This window comes from Actinacidiphila paucisporea (genome assembly GCF_900142575.1).
GTDB lineage: Bacteria > Actinomycetota > Actinomycetes > Streptomycetales > Streptomycetaceae > Actinacidiphila > Actinacidiphila paucisporea.
The window spans coordinates 634,585-652,348 of sequence record NZ_FRBI01000001.1; the positions used below are offsets into that span (position 1 = coordinate 634,585).

Below are 17,764 nucleotides of genomic sequence, written 5' to 3' on the forward strand. Positions count from 1 at the left end.
GCGTTTGCAGGGGGTTGCGCGGCGGGAAAACCGCGAAGGAGGACGGGGCGGCCCCGGACACGGGGAGGCGATGTGGCCCAGCAGCGGCAGCCGCAGGAGCAGCACACCGCGCGGAGCGCAGAGCCCATACGGCAGTTCATACTCAAGACGCACAGCCGGTGCAACCTCGCGTGCACGTATTGCTACCTGTACGCCGGCCAGGACGACGGCTGGCGCCACCGCCCCCGTACCGTCGCAGGCCCTGTCGCCGAGCGCACCGCTTACCGCATCGCCGAACACGTGTCCGCCCACCGGCTGCGCGAGGTCGCCGTCGTCCTGCACGGCGGCGAGCCCCTGCTGGCCGGCGCCGACCGGCTGGCCGCCGACGTCGACCGGCTCCGGCGGACCGTCCCGTGCACCGTGCACGCCGCCGTGCAGACCAACGCCACCCTGCTCACCCGGGACCGCGTCGCCCGGCTGCGCGACGCGCGTATACGGATCGGCGTCAGCCTCGACGGCGGCCGCCCCGGGCACAACGCGGCCCGGGTCGACCACGCGGGCCGCCCCGGGTGGCCCGCCGCCGCGGCCGGGCTGCGGCTGCTCGCCGCCAGCGCGCCCGAGGCCTACGCGGGCGTGCTGTGCGTGGTGGACCTGCGGCACGACCCCGTCGAGGTCTACGACTCGCTGCTGGCCTTCGCGCCGCCCGCGATCGACCTGCTGCTGCCGCACGGCAACTGGACGGTACCGCCGCCGGGACTGCCCGCGCCGCCCGCGGACCCGGCGCCGTACGGCCGCTGGCTGACCGCCGTCTTCGACCGCTGGTGGCGGGCGGACCGCCGGGAGACCAGGGTGCGGCTGTTCGAGGAGTGCATCGCGCTGCTGCTCGGCGTGCCCGCGGCCACCGAACGCCTCGGGCTGCAGCCCTTCACCGCCGCCGTCGTCGAGACCGACGGCAGCATCGAGCAGGTCGACTCGCTGAAATCCGCCTACGAGGGCGCCGCCGCCACCGGCCTGGACGTCTTCCGGCACAGCTTCGACCAGGTCCTCGCCCACCCCGGCGTCGCCGCCCGCCAGGCGGGGCTGGCCGCGCTCGGCGCCGAGTGCGTGGCCTGCGCGCTGGTCACGGTCTGCGGCGGCGGCCACTACGCGCACCGCTACCTGGCGGGCGCCGGCTTCCGCAACCGGTCCGTCTACTGCGCCGACCTGGCGTACCTGATCCGCCACATCGCCTCCCGGCTCGCCACGGCGGCGGGTGCCGGACCCTCGCCGGGGGAGCGGGCCAGGTGACCGTGACCGACGACATGCTCCGTGCCCTCGGCGGCACCGGGGGCGACGCCCGCGCACTGGACCTGCTGGTCACCCAGCAGCGCCGCCGCCGGCTGCTCGTGCTGCGCGCGCTGCTGGACGCCGTCGCCGAGGCGCCGCCCTCCGTGCTGCCCCCGGCCGCCGCCGCCCGGGCGCTGGCGGACTGGCGACTGCTGGCCGCGGCGGAACGCGCCGACCCGGCCGCCGCCCACCGGGTCGTCCACTACCCGATGACCGGGGCGTGGGCGGACCGCGCGCTGCGCGCCCTCACCGTGCCCGACCCGCAGCTGCCGCCCGCGGAGACGCTCGCCCACCTCGGCGCCCTCGCGGCGGCCGCCGCGGCCCGCGCGGGCCTGCGCTTCACCGCCGACGTCACCGCGCGCGGCGGCCTGCTGACCCTGCCCACGGTCGGTGCCTGCGCGGTAGGCCCCGGCGTCATCGCGGTGCGGGTCGCCGGCGAGGGCGGGACGCTGTGGCTGCACCTGCCGGCGGGCGGCGGCGCCCCGGCGCGCAAGGTCGAGGTCCGGCGCGGGCCCGACGGGACGTGGCGCTCGGCGGCGGCCGGGTGGCGGCCCATCAGGGCGCTGCGGGCCGACGGCGGGCCGCCGGTGCTGATCGACGACGTCGACCCCTACCGCGAGGAGCGCCGGACCGGTCCCTACGGACTGCCCGTCTCCGGCGCTCTGGACCCAAGCCAGCACGCCCGCTGGCGCACCGCCTGGCAGGACGCCCAGCCCTGGACGCGGCTCGGCGGCGCCGGGCGCACCCGGGAGACGGGCGCGCTGCTCGGCTGCTTCGTGCCGCTGGCCGACTCCGCCACCGCGCAGTACAGCGCCACCCGCGGCGACGCCTTCGGCGCCCTGCTGAGCAGCACGCCGCGCAGCGGGCTCGAACTGGCCGCGACCCTCGTGCACGAGCTGCAGCACGCCAAGCTGTTCGCGCTGTCCGCGGTGACCGTGCTGCACACCGCGGACGGCAGCCCGCGCTACTGGGCGCCCTGGCGCCCCGACCCGCGCCCTTTCGACGGCCTCTTCCAGGGGGCCTACGCGCATGTCGCGCTGGCCGACTTCCACCTGCGCGTCGCGCTCGGCGGGGCCGCGCCCGCCGTCAGGGACGCCGCCTGGGCCGACCACTGCCGGTGCCGCCAGCAGGTCGACGTCGCCCTTCCGCAGCTGCTCGGCTCCAACTGCCTCACCCCGCAGGGCCGCACCCTGGTCACCGCGATGGCGGCGCACCAGGCCCGGCTCAAGTCCCACGCGCCACCCGACGGCCACCTGGCGCGGGCCGCCGCCTACGTGGAGACCGCCCGCGCCATGTGGCGCCGCGGGCAGGGGTGAGGACGCGGGCGGGGGTGAGGACGCGGGCGGGGGTGCGGCCGCGGACAAGCCCGGTCGGAAGTCGTCACATGCGCGCGTGAGGGCACGTCACCGGGGGATCAATCAGTAGAGTTCTGGCACAGGCGACCTGTTGGTCCGTCAGGACACCGCACGCAGACGAGGGAGACGGTCGAATGGCCGGAGGGCGCAGCACGGCGGCGGCAATCGCACGCGGCCCGGTGACCATCAGCTTCGCTGGCTACAACAGGGCCTGGGCCTCATGGATCGCCAGCCGGCTGGAGAGATACGGCGTCCAGGTGGTGCTCCAGCGGCTGGAGATCACCCCCGAGAGCCGCATCGACGACGACCTCCAAGACCTGCTGCTGTCCGAGGGCCGGGTGCTGATCGTGCTCTCGGAGTGGTATTTCCGCCTCGGCCCGCGCACCCACGAGGAGTGGAACGCCGCGCTGCGCCGGATCGTGCCGCCCAACAGCGAGCGCTTCGCCGCCGTCTCGGTGACCCCGGCCGCGCTGCCCAGCGCCGTCGCCTCGCTCGCCGCCGCCGACCTGTGGGGGCTGGGCGCCGCCGAGGCCGAGCGCCGGCTGCTGGGCAGGCTCGGCATCACCCCCTCGCGCGGCAACTCCGGCGAGACCCTCGGCGGTGGCGGCGGGCCCCGCTTCCCCCTGGAGCAGCCCGACGTGTGGGGCGGCATGCCGCGCCGCAACACCCGCTTCACCGGCCGCGAGGAACTGCTGGGCGAGATGCACCAGCAGTTCCAGCAGGCCGAGCCGGGCGCGGGCGTCGTGACGCTGTTCGGCCTGTCGGGGGTCGGCAAGACGCACATCGCGACCGAGTACGTCTACCGCTTCCTGCCGGAGTACGACGTGGTGTGGTGGGTGCGCGCCGCCGAGCGCGGCACCCTGCGCGAGAAGCTCGCCGGGCTCGCCCCGGCGCTCGGCCTGGTCACCGGGCGCGAGTACGGCGAGCGGCTGCGCGCGGTGCGCGACGCCCTGCGCCGCGGCGAGCCGTACGGGCGCTGGCTGGTGATCCTCGACGGCGCCGACCAGCCCGACGACATCCACGACCTGGTGCCCAACGGCCCCGGGCACGTCCTGATCACCTCGCAGAACCGCGAGTGGGGCGAGCACAACAGCGTCCTGATCGAGGTCCCGGTCTACGACCGCGTCGAGTCCGTCGCCTTCGTACGCCGCCGCGCGCCGCGCCTCGACGAGGCCGACGCCGACAAGCTGGCCGAGGCGCTCGGCGACCTGGCACTGGCCCTGGACCAGAACGCCGGGGCGCTCAACGACTCCAACACGCCCGTGGACGAGTACATCGAACTGCTGCGGCACGGGGCCGACATCGAGCCCGGCCTCAAGGTCGCCGCCGACTTCCAGATGACGTACTACACCGCCTTCTCGATACTGCTCAACCGGCTCCGCGAGGACAAGCCTGAAGCCGTCGACCTGCTGCGGCTGTGCGTCTTCTTCGCGCCGGGGCCCATCCCGGTACGCCTGCTGCGCGACCTGCCGATCCGCGACGTGCCCGAGCAGCTCGCCGGACTGATGGACGACCCGCTGCTGTGGAACTCCGCCATCAGCAAGCTCGCCCAGTGGTCCGTCATCCAGTCCGACCCGCAGGAGACCACGGCCGAGGAGTCCGTCGGCTCCACCGAGGTCGTCCAGATGCACCGGCTGGTCTACCAGGCGGTCCGCGCCGACATGCCCGAGGAGGAGCTGAACACCTACTCCCGGGTGGTACGCAAGATCCTCGCCGCCGCCGACCCCGGCCGCCCCAGCGACACCCGGCTGTGGCCGCGCTACGCCGAGATCGTGCCGCACCTGGCGTCGTCGGGGGCGCTGGAGAGCACCAACCCCGAGATCCAGGTCATGGTGCTCAACTGCCTGCGCTACCTCTACCTGTCCGGGGAGTACCGCGCGGGCCTGGAGATCGCGGTCGCCGCCGCCGAGCACTGGCCGCGGCTGCTGGACGCGGGACACCCCCGGCTGTGGGACCTGATCCACCACCGCGCCAACCTGATGCGCGCCATCGGCGACTACCGGGCGACCGAAGCCCTCGACCGCTCGGCCTACGAGCAGTTGCGCGCCGACCGCGGCGACCGCGACCTGCTGGTCATGCGGGCCGGCGGCAGCCTCGCCGCCGACCTGCGCAACCTCGGCCGCTACGACGAGGCACTCGACCTCTCGCAGTTCGTCCGTGACGGCTACGCCGAACTGGTCGGCCCCCAGGACTCCCGCACCCTCAGCGCCCAGCACAACATCGCCGTCACCTACCGGCTGCTCGGCCGCTACCGGGACGCGATGGAGCTGGACCAGGTCACCATGGAGGCCCGCCGCGAGCTGCTGCGCGACCGCCACAACTGGACGCTGTCGTCGGAGTACGTCTTCAGCCACGACCTGCGGCTGCTGGGCCGCTACGAGCAGGCCACCTCCGTCCAGGAGCGCAACTGCGAGGTCCACAGGACCGTCCTGGGCGCCGACAACCCGCAGACGCTGCGCGCCGAGCACAACCTCGCGCTGTGCTATCACCGCGGCGGCGACCGCCCGCAGGCGGCGAACCTCCAGGCCAGGCTGCTGGAGCGCTGCCAGCGGGTGCTCGGCGACCTCGACTCGCTGACCGTGCGCGTCGCGGTGACCTTCTCCAGCTTCGAGCGCCAGCACGGCGACCTCGACCGGGCCCGCGAACTGGGCGAGTTCGCGCTGTCCGAATACCGCAGGCAGTTCGGCGACGACCACCCGTACACCGCGGGCGTGCTCGGCAACCACGGCCTGATCCTGCGGGCCGCCGGCGAGCGCCAGCAGTCGCAGATCGAGATCGAGAGCTCCCTGGCCGCCATGACCCGCGCGGTCGGCGAGGACCACCCCTGGACCCTGGGCTGCGCGCTGAACGCCTCAGGGGCCCGCAACTTCGCGGGCGACCCGGAGAGCGCCGCCGACCTGAGCCGCGCCACCGCGGAGCGCGCCACCGCCACCCTGGGCAGGGAGCACCCGCTGACCCTGTCCTGCCGTATCGCCCTGGCCACCGACCTGCGCAACCTCCGCAAGCGCCCGGAGGCCGACAAGATCGAGGAGGAGGCCCTCGCCACGCTGGCCGCCACCCTCGGCCCCCAGCACCCCCACACCGTCGAGGCCCGCTCCCGCACCCGCCCGCACTGGGACTTCGAGCCGATCGCCCCCTGACGGGGCCCGCACCGCGAACGGCGGGTGGCCCGTACCGGAGAGGTACGGGCCACCCGCCGTCGTGCGAGGTGCGAAGCCGTCAGATCTCGAAGACCTCGTTGATCAGCTCCTCCTGCTGTGCCTGGTGCCGCTTGGCGGAGCCGACGGCGGGGGAGGAGGAGGCCGGGCGGGAGACGCGGCGGAGCCGGTCCGCGTTGTCGGGAGCCGCGCCGAGCAGCAGGTCGAGGTGGTCGATCAGGTTCAGGGCGATGAACGGCCAGGCGCCCTGGTTGGCGGGCTCGTCCTGCGCCCAGACGAACTTCTGCGCCTTGGTGTACGGCGCGACGGCCGCCTGGATCTCCACGCCGGGCAGCGGGTACAGCCGCTCGACGCGGATGAAGGCCACGTCGCCGGCGCCGCGGCGCTCCCGCTCGGCGACCAGGTCGTAGTAGACCTTGCCGGAGCAGAAGACGACCTTGCGGACCGCGTCGGCCTCGACCGAGTGGTCGGCGATGACCGGCTGGAAGCTGCCGTTGGTGAAGTCCTCGGCCTTGGACGCCGCCGCCTTGAGCCGGAGCATCGACTTCGGGGTGAAGACGATCAGCGGCTTGTGGTGCGGGTTGTGGACCTGCCAGCGCAGCAGGTGGAAGTAGTTCGCCGGGGTGGTCGGCACCGCCACCGTCATGTTGTTCTGCGCGCACAGCTGGAGGAAGCGCTCGATACGGGCCGAGGAGTGGTCCGGGCCCTGGCCCTCGTAGCCGTGCGGCAGCAGCAGCGTGACGCCGGAGGTCTGGCCCCACTTCTGCTCGGCCGAGGAGATGAACTCGTCGACGATGGTGGCCGCGCCGTTGACGAAGTCGCCGAACTGCGCCTCCCACATCACCAGCGCGTCCGGGCGGGCCAGCGAGTAGCCGTACTCGAAGCCCATCGCCGCGTACTCGCTGAGCAGCGAGTCGTAGACGTTGTAGCGGGCCTGGTCCTCGGCCAGGTAGAGCAGCGGGGTGTAGTCCTCGCCGGTCTCCCGGTCGATGAGCACCGCGTGCCGCTGGCCGAAGGTGCCGCGGCGGGAGTCCTGGCCGGCCAGCCGGACGGTGGTGCCCTCCAGCAGCAGCGAACCGATGGCCAGCGTCTCGCCCATGCCCCAGTCGATCGTGCCGTCCTCGACCATCGCCGCCCGGCGCTGGAGCTGCGGCAGCAGCCGCGGGTGGACGGTGACGTGCTCGGGGATGTTGACCTGGGAGGCGGCGATCCGCTTGACGACCTCGGCGGACACCGCGGTCGGCACGGCGACGGGGAATTCCGACTGGGAGCCGGACGCCTCGTGCTCGACGGGTGCCGCGGTGGCCTCGCGGACCTCGGTGAAGACCTTCTCCAGCTGGCCCTGGTAGTCCTGCAGGGCCTGCTCGGCCTCTTCCAGGGTGATGTCGCCGCGGCCGATCAGCGACTCGGTGTAGAGCTTGCGCACCGAGCGCTTCTTGTCGATCAGGTCGTACATCAGCGGCTGGGTGAAGGCCGGGTTGTCCGACTCGTTGTGCCCGCGGCGGCGGTAGCAGATCAGGTCGATCACGACGTCCTTGTTGAACGCCTGCCGGTATTCGAAGGCCAGCCTGGCCACCCGGACCACGGCCTCCGGGTCGTCGCCGTTGACGTGGAAGATCGGCGCCTCGATCATGCGGGCCACGTCGGTGGCGTACATCGAGGAGCGCGCGGACTCCGGGGCGGCGGTGAAGCCGACCTGGTTGTTGATCACCACGTGCACGGTGCCGCCGGTGCGGTAGCCGCGCAGCTGCGACATGTTCAGCGTCTCGGCGACGACGCCCTGGCCCGCGAAGGCCGCGTCGCCGTGCAGCGCGATCGGCAGGACGGTGAAGTCCGTGCCGGCCTTGTTGATGATGTCCTGCTTGGCGCGCGCGATGCCCTCAAGCACCGGGTCGACCGCTTCGAGGTGCGAGGGGTTCGCCGCCAGCGAGACGGTGATCTGCTCGCCGTCCAGGCCGGTGAAGGTGCCCTGCGCGCCCAGGTGGTACTTGACGTCGCCGGAGCCGTGCATCGACTTCGGGTCGAGGTTGCCCTCGAACTCGCGGAAGATCTGGGCGTACGACTTGCCGACGATGTTCGCCAGCACGTTGAGCCGGCCGCGGTGGGCCATGCCGATCACGGCCTCGTCGAGCCGGGACTCGGCCGCCGCGTCGATGACCGCGTCGAGCAGCGGGATGACGGACTCGCCGCCCTCCAGCGAGAAGCGCTTCTGGCCGACGTACTTCGTCTGCAGGAAGGTCTCGAAGGCCTCGGCCGCGTTGAGGCGGCGCAGGATGCGCAGCTGCTCCTCGCGCTCGGGCTTGGCGTGCGGGCGCTCGATGCGGTCCTGGATCCACTTGCGCTGCTTGGGGTCCTGGATGTGCATGAACTCCACGCCGACGGTCCGGCAGTACGAGTCGCGCAGCACGCCGAGGATGTCGCGCAGCTTCATCAGCGACTTGCCGGCGAAACCGCCGACCGCGAACTCCCGCTCCAGGTCCCACAGGGTGAGCCCGTGCTCCAGCACGTCCAGGTCGGGGTGCTTGCGCTGGCGGTACTCCAGCGGGTCGGTGTCGGCCATGACGTGGCCGCGTACCCGGTAGGAGTGGATCAGCTCGAAGACCCGGGCGGCCTTGGTGACGTCGTCGTCGTGCGCGGTGTCGATGTCGGTGCGCCACCGGACCGGCTCGTACGGGATGCGCAGCGCGGCGAAGATGTCGTCGAAGAAGTCGTTCTCGCCGAGCAGCAGCTGGTTCATGATCCGCAGGAACTCGCCGGAGGCAGCGCCCTGGATCACCCGGTGGTCGTAGGTGCTGGTCAGCGTCATGACCTTGGAGATGCCGAGCTTGTTCAGGGTGTCCTGCGAGGTGCCCTGGAATTCCGCCGGGTAGTCCATGGAGCCGACGCCGAGGATCATGCTCTGCCCGGGCATCAGCCGCGGCACCGAGTGGACGGTGCCGAGCCCGCCGGGGTTGGTCAGCGAGGCGGTGACGCCTTGGAAGTCGTCCATGGTGAGCTTGCCGGACCTGGCCCGGCGGACGATGTCCTCGTAGGCCTGCCAGAACTCGAAGAAGTTCAGCGTCTCGGCCTTCTTGATGGCCGCGACGACCAGCTGGCGGTCGCCGTTGGCCTTCACCAGGTCGATGGCCAGGCCCAGGTTGACGTGCTCGGGCTTGACCAGCGTCGGCTTGCCGTCCTTCAGCGCGAAGGAGTGGTTCATCGACGGCATCGCCTTGAGCGCCTGCACCATGGCGTAGCCGATGAGGTGGGTGAAGGAGACCTTCCCGCCCCGGGCGCGCTTGAGGTGGTTGTTGATGACGATGCGGTTGTCGAACAGCAGCTTCACCGGAACGGCCCGCACTGAGGTGGCGGTCGGCAGTTCGAGTGAGGCGCTCATGTTCTTGGCCACGGCGGCGGCCGGGCCGCGCAGCGGCACGAACTCGGGCCCGGCCTCGGCGGCCTCGGCGGGGGCCTTCGCGGCGGGGGCCTTGGCGGCGGGAGCCGGCGCCTGCGCGGCGGGAGCCGGAGCTGCCGGCGCCGCGGGGGCGGCCGGTGCGGGAGCCGCCGGAGCCGGCGCGGGAGCCGGGGCCGCCGGGGCGGGCGGCGCCGGGATGGTGGCCGCGGGTGCCACGGGGGCGGGCTGGCCGGAATTCACCGGTGCGGAGGTCGCGCGCGCCGCGGCCCCCGACGCCCCGCCCTGGCCCGCGGGGGCCGCCGTGGCGGCGGAGCCGTCCGGCTTGTAGTCGGCGAAGAAGTCCCACCAGGCTCGGTCTACCGAGTTCGGGTCCTGGAGGTACTGCTGGTAGATCTCATCGACAAGCCACTCGTTCGGGCCGAAACCCGCTGCGGGGCCTTCGCCCTGCGCTTCGTGGTCGGTCGTGACACTAGAGCTATTGGGGGACTGTGGCGACACGGCGGTAACCGCCCTCTTCCGCTTCACAAGATGGTGGACAGCGGAAATAAAGGCTACGCCTACCAGGGCCTCCGCCGCAGGCCCGGGTCCCAGTCGTCGCGCAAGTCACACCCGAAGTCGGGTTTCGCGGCGGTTCCTGGCGGGAAATTGGTCCCTCTTGAGGGTTCTCCGGCCGGAAGTCGTCGTCACGGAACTGGCACCCGGCGGGCACTCAGCGTCAAGGCGCGGCCGGGGCCGCACCCGGAAGGGTGACGTGGATCCGGCAGCCGCGAGGGGATTCGGCCACTTCTATTCGTCCGCCGTGCAGGTCCACCGCCCAGCGGGCGATCGCCAGCCCGAGCCCCGTACCGCCGTCACCGCCCGGGTGGGACCCGCGGTGGAAGCGCTCGAAGACCCGTACGCGGTCGGCCGCGGGGATGCCCGGGCCCTCGTCGACCACGTCCAGCTCCAGGCTGCCGGGCGCCGCGCCGCCCCGTGCTCGTACGGTCACCCGGCCGCCCGGGGGACTGTGCTTGACGGCGTTGTCGACCAGGTTGGCCACCACCTGGTGCAGCCGTTCGCCGTCGGCGTAGGCCGTCAGCTCCAGCGGCGAGACGTCCAGGTGCAGCGGGACGTCGGCCCGCGCACGGGAGCGCGACCCGCCGCCGGTGCCCATGCCCAGGCTCGCCGTCTTCAGCACCGCCGACAGGTACGGCCACACCTCGAACCGCTTGGCGTCCAGCCGCGCGGCCCCGCTGTCCAGCCGCGACAGGTCGAGCAGCTGGCTGACCAGCTTGCCCAGCCGCTCGGTCTGCTGGAGCGCGATCCGCATCGTCTCGGGGTCGGCGGCCGACACCCCGTCCACCACGTTCTCCAGCACCGCGCGCAGCGCCGCGATCGGGGTGCGCAGCTCATGTGAGACGTTCGCCACCAGCTCCTTGCGGTGCCGGTCGGCGGCGGCCAGGTCGGCGGCCATCCGGTTGAAGGTCTCGGCCAGCTCGCCGACCTCGTCCCTGCGCACCCGCGTCACCCGGCGGCTGTAGTCGCCGCCCGCCATGGCCCTGGCGACCGCCGTCATCTCGCGCAGCGGCGCCGTCAGGCCGTTCGCCACGATCTGGGTGATCAGCAGCGAGGCGATCGCCGAGAAGATGGTGATCACCCGCAGCTCGGTCGCCGAGTGGATCGCCAGGATCACCAGACCCGTGGTGATCAGCACCGACACCAGCACCAGCGCCTGCAGCGCGGCCTTGATCGACCGGTACGGATCCCACGGCCGCAGCGCCGCCCACACCCACCGCCACATGCGCCTCACTTGGCGGGCATCTCCAGTGCGTACCCGACGCCGTGCACGGTACGGATACGGTCCGCGCCGATCTTGCGGCGCAGCGCCTTCACGTGGCTGTCCACGGTCCTGGTGCCGGACGCGTCCGCCCAGTCCCACACCTCGGCCAGCAGCTGCTCGCGGGAGAGCACCGCCCTGGGCTGCTGCGCCAGGCACACCAGCAGCTCGAACTCGGTCGGCGTCAGGTGCACGTCGGCGCCGCCGACCCTGACCCGCCGCTGGGCGTGGTCGATCTCCAGGTCGCCGAGCTGGATCGCGGCGCCCCGCGGGTTGTGCGCGGCCGTCGCGGCCCGCTCCACCCTGCGCAGCAGCACGTGCACCCGGGCGGCCAGCTCCCGCATGGAGAACGGCTTGGTCATGTAGTCGTCCGCGCCGACGCCGAGGCCGACCAGCATGTCGGTCTCGTCGTCCCTGGCGGTCAGCATCAGCACCGGCACCGGGCGGTCCGCCTGCACCCTGCGGCACACTTCGAGACCGTCGTAGCCGGGCAGCATCACGTCGAGGACCAGCAGGTCGGGCGACCACGAGTGCGCGGCCTCCACCGCCGCGGGGCCGTCGCCCGCGGTCCGTACCGCGAAGCCCTCGGCCTGCAGCCGCGCCGCGATGGCCTGCGTTATCGTCTGGTCGTCCTCGACCACCAGCACCCGGCGCTGAGCGCCCGTCGTCTGCGTGCCGTCCAATTCCGCCCCATAAAATCGTTCTGGAATACCCGGCAGCGTACGGGGCGGGCCGCCGGCGCGACCATCGCGCCTTACGGCGCCCGGTGCGCCAGGTGCACGACATCCGGCACCCCGCGGATCACCGAGACCTCAAGGGTGTGCACCCGTTCGAATCCCGCGGACCGCAGTGCCGCCTCGAAGGCGGCCGACGGCTGCGCCGACCACACTGCGAGGACGCCGCCCGGCGTGAGCCGGTTCCGGCAGGCGTCGAGGCCGCTGGGACTGTAGAGACTGCCGTTGTTCTCGGTCACTGTCCAGTCCGGCCCGTTGTCGATGTCCAGGCACAACGCGTCGTAGGCCGCGCTGCCCGCCCGCAGGTGCGCCAGCAGGTCGTCCTCGACGAGCGTCACCCGCGGATCCTCCAGGGCGCCCGCCGAATACGCCGCCAGCGGCCCCGCGCGGTGCCACCCCACGACCGCGGCCTCCCGCTCCACCACGACGATCCGCCCCCACCCGGTGGCCGCGGCCCGCGCCAGCGAGAAGCCGACGCCCAGGCCGCCGAGCAGGACGCTGGGCCTGTCCCTGCCCAGCGCCTCGCGCGCGGCGTCCACCAGGAGCCTTTCCGACCTGCCGTCGGAGGTGTCCATCAGGAAGCAGCCGTTGGCGATGATCTCGTACTCGCGCCCCCGCCGGCGCAGCACGACCTCCCCGGCCGGTCCGTCCTGCCGGTCCAGCACGACCGGCGCGTCGTCTTGCGCGAACATCGGCCCATTTTAGGGCGCGTGCGCGTGACGTCTCACGCCGCCGGACGGGGGGTCTTCGGGCCGTGGACGGCGAGGTAGGTCGACACCAGCCAGGGGGCGAGGTCCGTGAGGAGCAGGGTGAGGGACGCCGGGGCGGCGGTGGGGGTGCGGGCCCAGACGGCGGCCCGTCGCATGTCCGCGCCCCGGGCGGGGTGATAGGTGGCGAAGACCTCCGCCTGGAGGGCGAGGTCGCTCGTCCACCCGCCCCACCGCGGCATGACCAGGGTGAAGCCCGTCCGTACGATCCGCCGGGCCGCGACCCGGCACAGCGCCGACCGCTCGGCGTCCGTACGGGCCGCGGCGGCCCGCTCCCGCCACCGGGCCAGTGCCGGCCCGAGGTCCCCGTTGGTCTCCCTGGCCAGCAGGTCGTCCGGGACGTACCTCGGCAGCGCGCCCGCCAGGTCCTCGCCCAGCAGCGGCGTGCACAGGCACGCCACGAAGAACCCCAGGTCGAACCGCTCCAGCTCGCTGAGCAGGGTGCCGACATCGGAGAGCAGCAGCCCGACCCCGTCGATGACGTCGAAGTCCGCGTCGAGGGCGGCCTCGACGCGGTCCGCCGCGGCGCGGTCCACGGCGGACGGCGGCTCCCGCAGCACGACCAGCAGATCGAGGTCGGACCGCCCGGCGCGAGCCGTGCCCCGCGGGATGCTGCCGTAGACGTACGCGCTGTGCAGCCGCTCGGCCGGAAAGGCGGCGCGGACGCGGTCCCGCGTCTCGTCCAGCAGCCGCGCGTAGGCGGCGGGGACCTTCGACAGCGCCCCCTCGCGGGCGATCGTGCCGTCCGGGGCGAGCCCCGGCCTCATGAGGGGGGCGTCCATACGTACGGCGTGGTCGTCGTCAGGGCGCGGAAGCCGAGCCGCCGCAGGATGGGCGCGCTGTCGTCGGAGGCGTCGACCTGGAGGTAGGTGACGCCGCGGTCGGCGGCGAGCCGGGCGCGGGCGGCGACGAGGGCGTGGTAAATGCCGCGGCCGCGGTGCTCGGCCAGGGTGGAGCCGCCCCACAGGCCGGCGAACTGCGTGCCGGGGCGGTGGACCAGCCAGGCTGCCGAAACGATCCCGCCGCCGGCCTCCGCCACGAGGACGGCGATCTGGTCCGGCGCCGCCTCGATCCTGGCCGCCAGGTCGTCGCCGAGCCAGCGCATGTCCATGCCCCACACGGTGCTGAGCATGGCGCCGACGCCCCGAAGGTCAGCCGGCGCGGTGGTCTGCCGCACGGTGACGCCGTCGGGCAGCGGCCGGCCCGCGGTGGCCCCGGCCAGTTCGGCGGCGCCGCCGACGAGCACGGTCTCCTGCTCCTCGGCGCCGAATCCGGCCGCGCGCAGCCGTTCGGGCAGGTCGGCGGGCATGTCGTGGCCGCGCACCTTCCACTCGACGGCCTCGCCGCGGGCGGCGAAGTAGTCCCGCTGCCGGGCGATCAGCGCGTCCAGCTCGGCGCCCCGCACCCCGACGTCCCGCGGCGCCGTCACGAACCCGCGGAACTGCCCGACGATCCGCACCAGCGTCCCGTCCTTCTCGTAGCGCGTCCCCGCGGGCCGCACCGACGGCACCCCGCGCATCTGCGCGTCGTACGCGGCCAGCAGCTTTTCGTCATCCTCGGTCACCTTCCCGACGTTACGTGCCCGGGCAAGCGGTTTTCCGAGCCGGCCGCCTGGACTGCTGCTTCGACGGCCGCCTGGACTGCTGCTTCGACGGCTGCCCGGACCGCCGCCGCGGGTGCGGGCGCCCGTACCGGTGACGGCCGTCGAGCGGGTGATCGCTCAGAGCGAACACCCGCTCGGGAACACCGGCGGGGCGCCCTGCATTGAGTCAGGTGTACTCAACTTGCTTGCACGAGGAGCGATCATGCCGATTGAGTCCGTCCCCTCCAACCCGCTGACCCTGCCGGTGCTCCCGCTGGACGGGGAGGTCGTGCTGCCCGGCATGGTCGTGCCGCTCGATCTGTCGGATTCCGAGGTACGCGCCGCCGTGGAGGCCGCGCAGGCCGCGCACCCGGCCGGGAGCGGCGGGAAGCCGCGCGTGCTGCTGGTGCCGCGGATCGACGGGAAGTACGCCGCCGCCGGCACGCTCGGCACGGTCGAGCAGGTCGGACGGCTGTCCGACGGCGACCCCGGTGCCGTGATCAAGGGCCGTACGCGGATCAGGATCGGCGCGGGCACCACCGGGCCCGGGGCCGCGCTGTGGGTCGAGGGCACCGTCATGGAGGAGCCCACCCCCGCCGAGTCGCCCGGCGCGGTGGCCGAGCTGATGAAGGAATACAAGGCGCTGGCGACCAGCTGGCTGCGCAAGCGGGGTGCCTGGCAGGTGGTGGACCGCGTCCAGCAGATCGAGGACGTGAGCCAGCTCGCCGACAATTCCGGGTACAGCCCGTACCTGACCACCGAGCAGCGCGTGGAGCTGCTGGAGACCGTCGACCCGGTGGCCCGGCTGAAGCTGGCCACGCAGTGGCTGCGGGACCACCTGGCCGAGCAGGACGTCGCCGAGACGATCCGCAAGGACGTCCAGGAGGGCATGGAGAAGCAGCAGCGCGAGTTCCTGCTGCGCCAGCAGCTCGAAGCGGTCCGCAAGGAACTGGCCGAGTTGAACGGCGACCCGGAGGACGAGGCCGACGACTACCGCAGCCGCGTCGAGGCCGCCGACCTGCCCGAGAAGGTGCGCGAGGCGGCGCTGAAGGAGGTCGAGAAGCTGGAGCGGTCCTCCGACGCCTCACCCGAGGGCAGCTGGATCCGCACCTGGCTCGACACCGTCCTCGAACTGCCGTGGAAGACGACCACCGAGGACACCTACGACGTCGCCGGCGCCCGCGCGGTGCTGGACGCCGACCATGCCGGCCTCGACGACGTCAAGGAGCGCATCACCGAATACCTGGCGGTGCGCAAGCGCCGCGCCGACCGCGGCCTGGGCGTCGTGGGCGGCCAGAGCGGGCGACGGGGCGGCGGCGCGGTGCTGGCGCTGGTCGGCCCGCCCGGTGTCGGCAAGACGTCGCTCGGCGAGTCCGTGGCGCGGGCGATGGGACGCAAGTTCGTCCGGGTCGCGCTCGGCGGCGTGCGGGACGAGGCCGAGATCCGCGGCCACCGCAGGACGTACGTCGGCGCGCTGCCCGGCCGGATCGTCCGGGCCGTCAAGGAGGCCGGGTCGATGAACCCGGTGGTGCTGCTCGACGAGATCGACAAGGTCGGCTCCGACTACCGCGGCGACCCCACGGCGGCCCTGCTCGAAGTCCTGGACCCGGCGCAGAACCACACCTTCCGCGACCACTACCTGGAAGTCGAGCTCGACCTGTCCGACGTGGTCTTCCTGGCCACGGCGAACGTCCTGGAGGCCATCCCCGAGCCGCTGCTCGACCGGATGGAGCTGGTCAGGCTGGACGGCTACACCGAGGACGAGAAGGTCGTCATCGCCCGCGACCACCTGCTGCCGCGCCAGCTGGAGCGCGCCGGCCTGGACGCCGACGAGGTGAGCCTGGAGGAGGGCGCGCTGCGCCGGCTGGCCGGCGAGTACACCCGCGAGGCCGGGGTGCGGTCGCTGGAGCGCACGGTCGCGCGCATCCTGCGCAAGATCGCCGCCCGGCACGAGCTGGGCGAGCAGAAGCTGCCCTTCGCCGTCGGCCCCGACGACCTGCGCGCGCTGATCGGCCGGCCGCACCACGTTCCGGAGTCCGCGCAGGACCCGCAGGAGCGGCGTACGGCGGTGCCCGGGGTGGCGACCGGGCTGGCGGTGACCGGCGCGGGCGGTGACGTCCTCTACATCGAGGCGTCGCTGGCCGACCCGGAGACCGGCGGATCGGGGCTGCAGCTCACCGGGCAGCTGGGCGACGTGATGAAGGAGTCCGCGCAGATCGCGCTGTCCTTCCTGCGCTCGCGCGGCGCCGAGCTGGAGCTGCCGGTCGGCGACCTCAAGGAGCGGGGCGTGCACATCCACGTGCCGGCCGGCGCGGTGCCCAAGGACGGGCCGAGCGCCGGTGTCACGATGACGACCGCGCTGGCGTCGCTGCTGTCGGGCCGCCGGGTGCGCACCGACGTGGCGATGACCGGTGAGGTTTCGCTGACCGGGCGGGTGCTGCCGATCGGCGGGGTCAAGCAGAAGCTGCTGGCCGCGCACCGGGCCGGGGTCACCACCGTGGTGATCCCCAAGCGGAACGAGGCGGACCTGGACGACGTCCCCGCCGAGATCCTGGACGCCCTCGACGTCCACCCGGTCAGCGACGTCCGCCAGGTGCTGGCGCTGGCCCTGGAGCCGGCCGAGGCCGACGCCGACGCCGGCTTCCGCGAGGTGCCGGTGGCCGCCTGACGGTCCGTACGGCGGCATGGCAGGCACAGGCGAGCGGCCCCTTCCCCCACGCCAGGGGGAGGGGGCCGCTCGCCGTCCGCCCGGCGGACCGGCGGGTGGGGTCAGCCGTTGGCGTACGCCTTGACGCGGTCCAGGGCGCCGTTGAAGCGGTCCTGGTCACCGGGGAAGGTGCCGGTGTCGGCCCACTGCCAGAAGGTCTGGTAGCCCCAGTTGGCCGGGAGGGCGCCCACCGCACTGGCGTAGCGGGCGACCCAGAGCGCGTTGTCGGCGCTGAAGGCGGTGCTGTTGCCCGTGCAGGTGCTCCACCAGCTGGTGGACGTGTAGATCGTCGGGTAGCGGCCGGTCTTGGCGTGGTATTCCTTCGAGAACGACGTGATCCAGCTGACCATGCCGCTGGCCGTCTTGCCGTAGCAGGTGGCGCCGTAGGGGTTGTATTCCATGTCCAGCGCGCCGGGGAGGGTCTTGCCGTCCTTGGACCAGCCGCCGCCGTGCGCCGCGAAGTAGTCGGCCTGCGCCGCGCCGGTCGACACGTCGGGCAGGGCGAAGTGGTAGGAGCCGCGGATCATGCCGACGTTGTAGGAGCCGTTGTACTGCTGCGTGAAGGCGGGGTTGGTGTACGAGGTGCCCTCGGTCGCCTTGACGTACGCGAACTTCGCGCCTTTGGACCAGGCACCCGCCCAGTTCACACTGCCCTGGTAGCTGGAGACGTCCATGCCCGCGGTCTGGGTGACGGTCGCGGTGCCGGCCTTGGCGTCCCCGGGGGCGCTTCTGCCCTCGTGGATCTGGATCTGGGAGCCCAGCCAGTCCAGGTCGGGGTGGGTCATGTGACCGTAATTCGCCGCGTGCGCGGTGCCGGGTGCGGCGAGCGCCAGCGCGAGCATCGTGACGAGTGAACCGGCCAGCGGTGCGAGCCTGGTCCGGACCGAGCCGTTGCCGTGCACGACGGAGAGAGCTCCGTGGGACATGCGTGCCTCCAGGTGGGGGA

Annotated in this window: 11 protein-coding genes; 4 read left to right on the forward strand and 7 right to left on the reverse strand. The window is 73.1% G+C overall.

The window, feature by feature from the left end; genetic code table 11:
* Positions 1–72 precede the first annotated feature (72 nt).
* The 3 genes from BUE44_RS02970 to fxsT all read left to right on the forward strand — a co-directional run bounded on the left by BUE44_RS02970 (position 73) and on the right by fxsT (position 5,800).
* Entirely contained in the window at positions 73–1,266 is a 1,194-nt protein-coding gene (locus BUE44_RS02970; protein WP_073493233.1) for an FxsB family cyclophane-forming radical SAM/SPASM peptide maturase, read from the forward strand.
* A complete protein-coding gene (locus BUE44_RS02975) occupies positions 1,263–2,621 on the forward strand; it encodes an aKG-HExxH-type peptide beta-hydroxylase (RefSeq protein WP_235001871.1) in 1,359 nt (452 codons plus the stop codon). The genes BUE44_RS02970 and BUE44_RS02975 overlap by 4 nt, the downstream gene beginning before the upstream one ends.
* Before the next feature lie 173 nt (positions 2,622–2,794).
* Positions 2,795–5,800, forward strand: a complete 3,006-nt coding sequence (gene fxsT / locus BUE44_RS02980) for an FxSxx-COOH system tetratricopeptide repeat protein (protein WP_073493235.1) — start codon at positions 2,795–2,797, stop codon at positions 5,798–5,800.
* Between the two features lie 79 nt (positions 5,801–5,879).
* Here fxsT and BUE44_RS02985 read toward each other — a convergent pair whose 3' ends face one another.
* The 6 genes from BUE44_RS02985 to BUE44_RS03010 all read right to left on the reverse strand — a co-directional run bounded on the left by BUE44_RS02985 (position 5,880) and on the right by BUE44_RS03010 (position 14,048).
* Positions 5,880–9,710: a multifunctional oxoglutarate decarboxylase/oxoglutarate dehydrogenase thiamine pyrophosphate-binding subunit/dihydrolipoyllysine-residue succinyltransferase subunit gene (locus tag BUE44_RS02985; protein WP_073493237.1), complete on the reverse strand. Its 3,831-nt coding sequence runs from the start codon at positions 9,708–9,710 to the stop codon at positions 5,880–5,882.
* Positions 9,711–9,927: 217 nt separating this feature from the next.
* Entirely contained in the window at positions 9,928–10,992 is a 1,065-nt protein-coding gene (locus BUE44_RS02990; RefSeq protein WP_079189418.1) for a HAMP domain-containing sensor histidine kinase, read from the reverse strand.
* 5 nt (positions 10,993–10,997) lie between these two features.
* Complete coding sequence (locus tag BUE44_RS02995; protein WP_235001872.1) at positions 10,998–11,711, reverse strand: response regulator transcription factor; 714 nt, start codon at positions 11,709–11,711, stop codon at positions 10,998–11,000.
* Between the two features lie 71 nt (positions 11,712–11,782).
* On the reverse strand, positions 11,783–12,454 hold the full coding sequence (locus tag BUE44_RS03000; RefSeq protein WP_073493243.1) for a spermidine synthase family protein: 672 nt from the start codon (positions 12,452–12,454) through the stop codon (positions 11,783–11,785).
* Between the two features lie 32 nt (positions 12,455–12,486).
* Positions 12,487–13,311 carry a nucleotidyltransferase domain-containing protein gene (locus tag BUE44_RS03005; RefSeq protein WP_073493245.1) on the reverse strand — a complete coding sequence of 275 codons (825 nt, stop codon included), beginning with the start codon at positions 13,309–13,311 and terminating at the stop codon, positions 12,487–12,489.
* Complete coding sequence (locus tag BUE44_RS03010; RefSeq protein ID WP_073493468.1) at positions 13,293–14,048, reverse strand: GNAT family N-acetyltransferase; 756 nt, start codon at positions 14,046–14,048, stop codon at positions 13,293–13,295. The genes BUE44_RS03005 and BUE44_RS03010 overlap by 19 nt, the downstream gene beginning before the upstream one ends.
* Positions 14,049–14,334: 286 nt before the next feature.
* Here BUE44_RS03010 and lon point away from each other — a divergent pair, with 286 nt between their 5' ends.
* Entirely contained in the window at positions 14,335–16,779 is a 2,445-nt protein-coding gene (gene lon, locus BUE44_RS03015; protein WP_073493247.1) for an endopeptidase La, read from the forward strand.
* A 101-nt stretch (positions 16,780–16,880) separates the two neighbouring features.
* On the opposite strand, the gene BUE44_RS03020 is transcribed toward lon, so the two are convergent.
* Positions 16,881–17,744, reverse strand: a complete 864-nt coding sequence (locus BUE44_RS03020) for a lysozyme (protein ID WP_073493249.1) — start codon at positions 17,742–17,744, stop codon at positions 16,881–16,883.
* Between the last annotated feature and the right edge of the window lie 20 nt (positions 17,745–17,764).